Source organism: Curtobacterium sp. MCBA15_009, from assembly GCF_001864895.1.
Lineage (GTDB): Bacteria > Actinomycetota > Actinomycetes > Actinomycetales > Microbacteriaceae > Curtobacterium.
The window spans coordinates 230305-236745 of record NZ_MJGO01000012.1; the positions used below are offsets into that span (position 1 = coordinate 230305).

At 74.0% G+C, this 6441-nt stretch carries 5 protein-coding genes; 3 read left to right on the forward strand and 2 right to left on the reverse strand.

Features of this window, described 5'->3' with window-relative positions; all coding sequences use genetic code 11:
* Positions 1 to 206 precede the first annotated feature (206 nt).
* Positions 207 to 1901, forward strand: coding sequence for an SIS domain-containing protein (locus BIU97_RS04975; RefSeq protein ID WP_071253749.1), 1695 nt, complete (start codon positions 207 to 209; stop codon positions 1899 to 1901).
* A 92-nt stretch (positions 1902 to 1993) separates the two neighbouring features.
* Here BIU97_RS04975 and BIU97_RS04980 read toward each other — a convergent pair whose 3' ends face one another.
* On the reverse strand, positions 1994 to 2707 hold the full coding sequence (locus tag BIU97_RS04980) for a M50 family metallopeptidase (protein ID WP_071253751.1): 714 nt from the start codon (positions 2705 to 2707) through the stop codon (positions 1994 to 1996).
* 138 nt (positions 2708 to 2845) lie between these two features.
* On the opposite strand from BIU97_RS04980, the gene BIU97_RS04985 reads away from it, so the two are divergent.
* Entirely contained in the window at positions 2846 to 4186 is a 1341-nt protein-coding gene (locus BIU97_RS04985; RefSeq protein WP_254782901.1) for an O-acetylhomoserine aminocarboxypropyltransferase/cysteine synthase family protein, read from the forward strand.
* Between the two features lie 2 nt (positions 4187 to 4188).
* On the forward strand, positions 4189 to 5493 hold the full coding sequence (locus BIU97_RS04990; protein ID WP_071253753.1) for an LLM class flavin-dependent oxidoreductase: 1305 nt from the start codon (positions 4189 to 4191) through the stop codon (positions 5491 to 5493).
* 13 nt (positions 5494 to 5506) lie between these two features.
* Here BIU97_RS04990 and BIU97_RS04995 read toward each other — a convergent pair whose 3' ends face one another.
* The gene (locus BIU97_RS04995; protein WP_071253755.1) at positions 5507 to 6343 is read right to left on the reverse strand and encodes a hypothetical protein; all 837 of its coding nucleotides are present in this window, start codon (positions 6341 to 6343) and stop codon (positions 5507 to 5509) included.
* Positions 6344 to 6441: the final 98 nt, after the last annotated feature.

Sequence of the window (6441 nt, forward strand, 5' to 3'; positions counted from 1 at the left end):
GACCGCCGTGCCCCTCGTGGGGCCCGACCGCGTACCCGAGTCCGGTACCCGAACCGCTCGACCCGACGACCCCGGCCCGTCCCACGCCTGATCCGTGGACGGGTACCGCCGGACGGGCGGTCCCGGACCCGCGGCAGACCCGACGGCGGTCGGTGCCGTCCCGCTCCTGATCCACCACCCCACGCTCCCCACCGAAGGGACAGCCGATGTGCGGCATCATCGCGGTCCGTGTCGCCGACGACGCCACCCCGTACCTGCTCGACGGGCTCGCCCGGCTCGGGCACCCCGCCCGCGTCTCCGCCGACACCGCCGTCCGGACCGTCCGTGGCGGCGCGGGGACGACCCGCTCGGTCGCCGGGGTCGGTTCGGCGCACCCGCACGGCGGCTGCTCGGACCGGATCAGCGTGGCGCACGACGGCGTGGTCACGAACGCCGGGCGGCTGCGGCGGACGCTCACCGCCCAGGGGCACCGGTTCCGGACCGCGGACGACGGCGAGGTCGTCGCGCACCTGGTGGGGCGGGCACTCGCGGTGGACCCCGACCTGATGCTCGCCGTGCAGGTCGCGACCGCACAGCTCGAGGGGTCGTGGGCGGTCGCCGTGCTCGACGCGCGGGACGGTCGGATGGTCGTCGCCGCCCACGGCTCCCCGCTCGTGGCGGCGCGGTCGCTGCTCGGCGACTTCGTGGCGAGCGACGTCACGGCGATCGCCCCGTGGTGCGAGACGTTCGTGGCGCTCCGTGACGGCGACGTCGTCGAGCTCGGCGACGCCTGGGACTGGTCGTCCGGCGGGGTCGCCGTCCCGGTACCGTTCCCGACCCCCACACCCTTCGCGGCGACGACGCCCGGCCGTGGCGACCACCCGGACCACATGGCGAAGGAGATCGCGGAGCAGCCCGCCGTCGTGGCGTCGATCCTGCGGCGTGTCGCACCGCACACCGCCGACGGCAGCGCGTGGGTGCGGCTCGGTCTGCCCGGCTTCCACCGCCTGGCCGTCGTCGCGTGCGGCAGCTCCCTGCACGCCGGCGAGGCGATCGCCGCGGCGGTGCGCGGCATCGGCGGCGTCCCCACGGACGTCGTCGTCGCCAGCGAGGCCGACCAGGCCGTGCTCGGGCCGAGCACGCTCGTCCTCGCGGTGAGCCGCTCCGGGGAGACCGCGGGCGTGCTCCGCGCCCTCGACGTCCTCGACGACCGGTACCCGGTGCTCGCCCTGACGAGCACCCTCGACTCGTCCCTGGCACGCCGGGCGGACGCCGTGCTCGACACCCGCGCCGGAGCCGAGGTCGGGGTCGCACCGACGAAGACGTTCACCGCGCAGGTCGTGGTCGGCATCGCGGCGATGGTCGCGGCGATGGTCACCTCCGGCCGCATCGAGCCGTCACGTGCCCGGCTCCTGGTCGACGAGCTCGCCGACCTGCCCGCCCGGCTCGTCCACGCGGAACAGGTGTCCGCCGATCGGATGCCGCTGCTCGTCGCGAGCGTGGCGCGGGCGGGCGGGTTCCTCGTCACCGCGCGCGGCGCGGCACTGCCGTACGCCGCCGAGGGCGCGCTCAAGCTCACCGAGCTGAGCTCCCGGTGGGCCGAGGCCCACCCCGTCGGCGAACTCCAGCACGGGGCGCTCGCCCTGGTCGACGAGGGCACCCCGGTGGTCGTCATCGACCAGGGCGAGCCCGACACCCTGGCCGCGGTGGCCGCGGTCCGTGCGCGCGGGGGCTTCGTGGTGACCATCGGCGGGGCGGGTTCGGACGTGCCCGCCCTCGGCCCCCGGGGCATCGGCGCCGCGGCGTGGGGACCGGTGGAGGCCGTCGTGCCCCTGCAGATGCTCGCCAGGGGCCTGGCCCTGCGACTCGGCTGCGCCGTCGACAAGCAGCTCCGCTCGACCGCCGCGGTCAGCGCGGAGTAGCCGCAGCCGCTTCCGTCGCCAGCGGTCGAGCCCCGGGCGACCGGTCAGGTCGGCGCTCGGTCAGGTCGGCGCTCGGTCAGGTCGGTGCGCGTTCAGGTCAGCGCGCGGACGCCGGTGACGACGGTGTCCCACACCGCGAGCAACGGCCCGCGCGCCAGCCACACCGCACCGGCGTTCACGAGCACGAACAGCACGAACCACAGCCCGGCCGGCACCCGCATCTCGGCGGCGGCGATGTGGAAGTCCGTCTGCACCCGGGCGCCCGTCAGCAGCCACCCGGCGACCCGCACGACCGACCGCAGCCCGTCGACCACGAAGAACGCGCCCACGGCGGCCACCACGAGCACCGTGGTCTCCGACGGCCGGAGCGCCACCCACAGCGCCAGTGCGTCGAAGCCGACGACGACGAGGACCCCGAACCAGTTCCGGACGAAGACGAGCGCGACGAGCCCGATCACCCCGAGCACCACGACCGGCAGCCACCGCGACCCGTGCAGCACCCCGGTGACGAGCAGCACCCCCGCCCAGAGCGGCGCACTGTAGCCGGCGTACAGGTTGAGCACGCGGACGAGCCACCGCACCCCGGACGGCACCCGACCGAGCTGCACCCAGGCCTCGCCGGAGCCGTCCGGGTGCAGGTCGATGCGCTGGATGCGCCCGCCGAAGGGCACGACGACGACGCAGTGGCCGACCTCGTGCGCGATGGTCGCGGCGATCCGGGCGACGCGACCCACCAGCGGCACGAACGGCAGGACGGCGCCGACGACGAGCGCGACGAAGACGAGGGGCGGGGCTGCGGTGGTCAAGGCACCAGCATCGCAGCCCCGGCCACCACCACGCCTGGGAAGACCGTCGGAGGCCGCCGACGTAACCGGACGTCGTGTTCACCACGACCCGGTCCGGGACTGCGAGGCTGACCGCGTCCCCGACCCAGGAGGTGTCCCGTGCCGAACGACCACCGCGGCTTCACGACCGAGCAGGTGCACGGCGGCGTCGTGCCCGACGTCGCCCACGGCGCCCGCGTGCCGGCGATCCACATGTCCTCCGGGTTCCTCTTCGACGACGCCGCCCAGGCCCGCGACCGCTTCGCCGGTACCGACGACGGCTACACGTACACGCGCCTCGGCAACCCGACGAACGCCGACGTCGAACGGCGCATCGCGCTGCTCGAGGGCGGCGTCGAGGCGATCCTCGTCGGCAGCGGCCAGGCGGCCGCGGCGATCACGTTCCTCGGACTCCTGCAGGCCGGCGACCACGTCGTCAGCGCCCGGAGCATCTACGAGGGCACCAGGGGGCTGCTCGTGCAGAACCTCGGCCGACTCGGCATCGAGGTCGACTTCGTCGCCGACCAGCGCGACCTCGACGCGTGGGCCCGGCTCGTCCGTCCGACCACGAAGGCGTTCTTCGCCGAGACGATCCCGAACCCGAAGAACGACGTCCTCGACATCACCGGCGTCGCCGAGACCGCGCACCGCGCCGGCGTGCCCCTCGTCGTCGACAACACCCTGGCCACGCCGTACCTGGTCCGGCCGATCGAGCACGGCGCCGACATCGTCGTCCACTCGGCGTCGAAGTTCCTGTCCGGCCACGGGTCGGGCCTCGGCGGGGTCGTCGTCGACGGCGGCACGTTCGACTGGTCCGCCACCCCCGGTCGCTTCGACCACCTGACCCGCCCGGAACGCTCGCTCGGCGGCGCGAGCTACGTCGAGCGGCACGGCACCCGCGCGTGGATCACCGCCACGCGCGACGACGTCGCCTCGCGCATGGGGCCGACCGCGTCCCCGTTCAACGCGTTCCTGCTCCGCCAGGGTCTCGAGACCCTGTCCCTGCGCGTCGAACGGCACAGCGCGAACGCGCTCGCCGTCGCGACCTTCCTGGACCAGCAGCCGGACGTGACGAGCGTCGACCACGCGGGCCTGGCCTCCAGTCCGTTCCACGACCTCGCCCAGCGGTACCTGCCCCGGGGAGCCGGGTCCGTCTTCTCCTTCACGCTCGCCGGCGGCGAGCCCGCCGCACACGCATTCATCGACGCGGTGCAGCTGTTCAGCCGGATGACCCACCTCGGCGACGTCCGCTCGCTCATCCTGCACCCGGCGACCACGACGCACGCCGGCCGCACGCCGCAGGAACGTGCCGCCCTGGGCATCCACGACGGCCTCCTCCGGCTGTCCGTCGGCATCGAGGACGTCGAGGACCTCATCGAGGACCTGGAGCGCGGCTTCGCGGCGGTCCGAGGACCGTCGGGGCGCACCGCCACGCCGCACGTCGTCGCCGGGGCGGCCTGACCGTGGCGGCGCTGCAGCACTTCGGGTACTTCTTCTCGCGCGGCTTCGGACCGCAGGCGTGGGGCCGGTCGGACTGGGACTGGGGCCACGACTGGACCAAGCCGGAGCTCTACCAGCAGTCGGTCCGGGCGCTCGAACAGGCCGGCATGGACCTCGTCATCGCCGAGGACGCCGTCTCGCTCGGCGACCCCGCGACGCTCGACCTGCGCATCCGGCAGGCCTACGGCGGCCCGAAGCACGACCCGCTGCTGCTCGCGCCGTACCTGTTCGCCGCTACGTCGCACATCGGCATCGCCCCGACCGTGAACGCCGGCATCACCCCGCCGTACCTGGCGGCACGGCAGTTCGCCACGCTCGCGCACCTGTCCGGTGACCGCCTCGGCATCAACGTCGTCACCGACACCGGCAGCGCTCGGCACGTCGGCCTGGCACCGATCCCGCACGACCAGGCCTACGACCGGGCCGAGGAGTGGCTCACGCTCGTCCGCCGCCTCTGGCACTCCTGGGGCTCCGGGTACGTCGGCGACGCGTCGGACTGGACCTTCGCGGACGGCGACGCCCTCGACGCCTTCCACCACGAGGGCGCCCACTTCACGGTCGACGGGCCGCTCAACGCCCTGCCGCTGGACACCGACCCCGTCGTGGTCTCCCCCGGCGGCTCCGGCCGCGGCCTCGGGTTCGCCGGCACCCACTCGGACGTCCAGCTCGCGCTCGCACCACTGTCGGCGTCGGCCGTCCGCGAGTACCGGAGCCGGGTCACGGACGCCGCAGCGCTGGCCGGGCGCTCCCCGTCCGACCTGCGCGTGCTGTTCGTGCTCAAGCCCGTGATCGTGCCGTCGTCCGCCGAGGCCGACCGGCTCGTCGAGGCGTCCGCGCACCCGTCGGACGAGGACCTGCGGACCGCTGCGGTCGCCTGGTCGAGCGACTCCGAGACCGACCTGCTCTCGCTCGACCTCGACGCTCCGATCCCGGCGAGCACCTTCGGCGACCACGTCTCCGCCGGCACCGTCCGCGGCCTGGTCGGCGACACCCCGGACGCCCCGCTGCGGGAGCTGCTCACGCGGAAGGCGCGGCTCGGGCGGGTGTCCGAGCGCGACGGCTTCGTCGGCACCGCCGAGGAGTTCGCGGACTTCATCGAGGAGCTCGGCAGCGACGCCGACAACGACGGCATCATCTTCTCCGGGGACCTGCACCCGGCGCAGGTCCATCGGATGTTCGGGGACCTGGTGCCGGCGCTCCGACGCCGTGGACTCCTGCGACGGGAGTACGGCGCCGGAGGGATCCGGGCGAACCTGTTCGACTTCTAGGGCGGCGGGGCGGCTAGCGCTGCTTCGACTTCTTACCGCCCGACTTCTTCTTGTCGTCGGACTTCTTCTTGTCGTGCTTCTTCTCCTTGCCCGACTTCTTCTTGTCGGACTTCTTCCCGCCCGACTTTTTCTTGTCGTGCTTGTCCGACTTCTTCTCGTCGGGCTTCTTCTCCTTGCCCGACTTCTTCTGCTCGGACTGCTCCTGCGCTCCGGTCGGCTGCTGCTCGTCGGTCGTCGGGACCACGGCCTGCTCGGCTGTGGTCGGCTCCACCACGACCACCGAGCCGGTGCCCTCGAGCACGTCGACGGGTTCCTCGGTGAGCTCGGTCGCGAGGGCGTCCTCCACCCGCTCGACCGTCACCTCGGCACCGTCCTCGGCGAGCCGGAGCAGGGCCGACGCCGCACGCAGGCGCGTCGTGCTCTTCCGGGCGAGCACGTCCGCGCGCGCTCCCTCGAGGAAGGCGCGGAGCGTCCGCTCCGGCACCGAGCGGCCCCGGGGTGCGGCACGGTCCAGGCGGTCGAGCTCCCCCGCGACACCGGCGGCGTCGTCGGCGACCGGTTCGTCGCGCACCGCAGCGACGAGCGAGGCGACCGCTGCGGCGGCACGCTCCACCGCGGCACTGCGCTGGTCGAGCACGACGAGCATCTCGAACGTCGATCCGTACGACACGGTCTCGAGCCGGACCGGCTCGGCACCGCGCCCGCGGATGACCAGGCGCGCGTCAGGCGTCGGCAGCCAGGCGGTCAGGGCGGCCACGGTCGCGACCGACCCGACGATCCGCTCGTACTCGGCGAGTCCCACCCGCTCCTGTTCCTGCAGTCGGACTCGGATCGCGATCTCCTGCACCACGTGCTGACCTCTCGTTCGGGTTCGACGCGAGCGGGGTCCCGCGTCCGACCCCGGAGCGTAGTCCGGCCGGGTGGCAGGACGACGAACGCCCCGCCACC

What these genes read in the sequence shown, in the direction of transcription:
- BIU97_RS04975 (WP_071253749.1), top strand. Translation starts at nt 207, where the DNA reads ATGTGCGGCATCATCGCGGTCCGTGTCGCCGACGACGCCACCCCGTAC.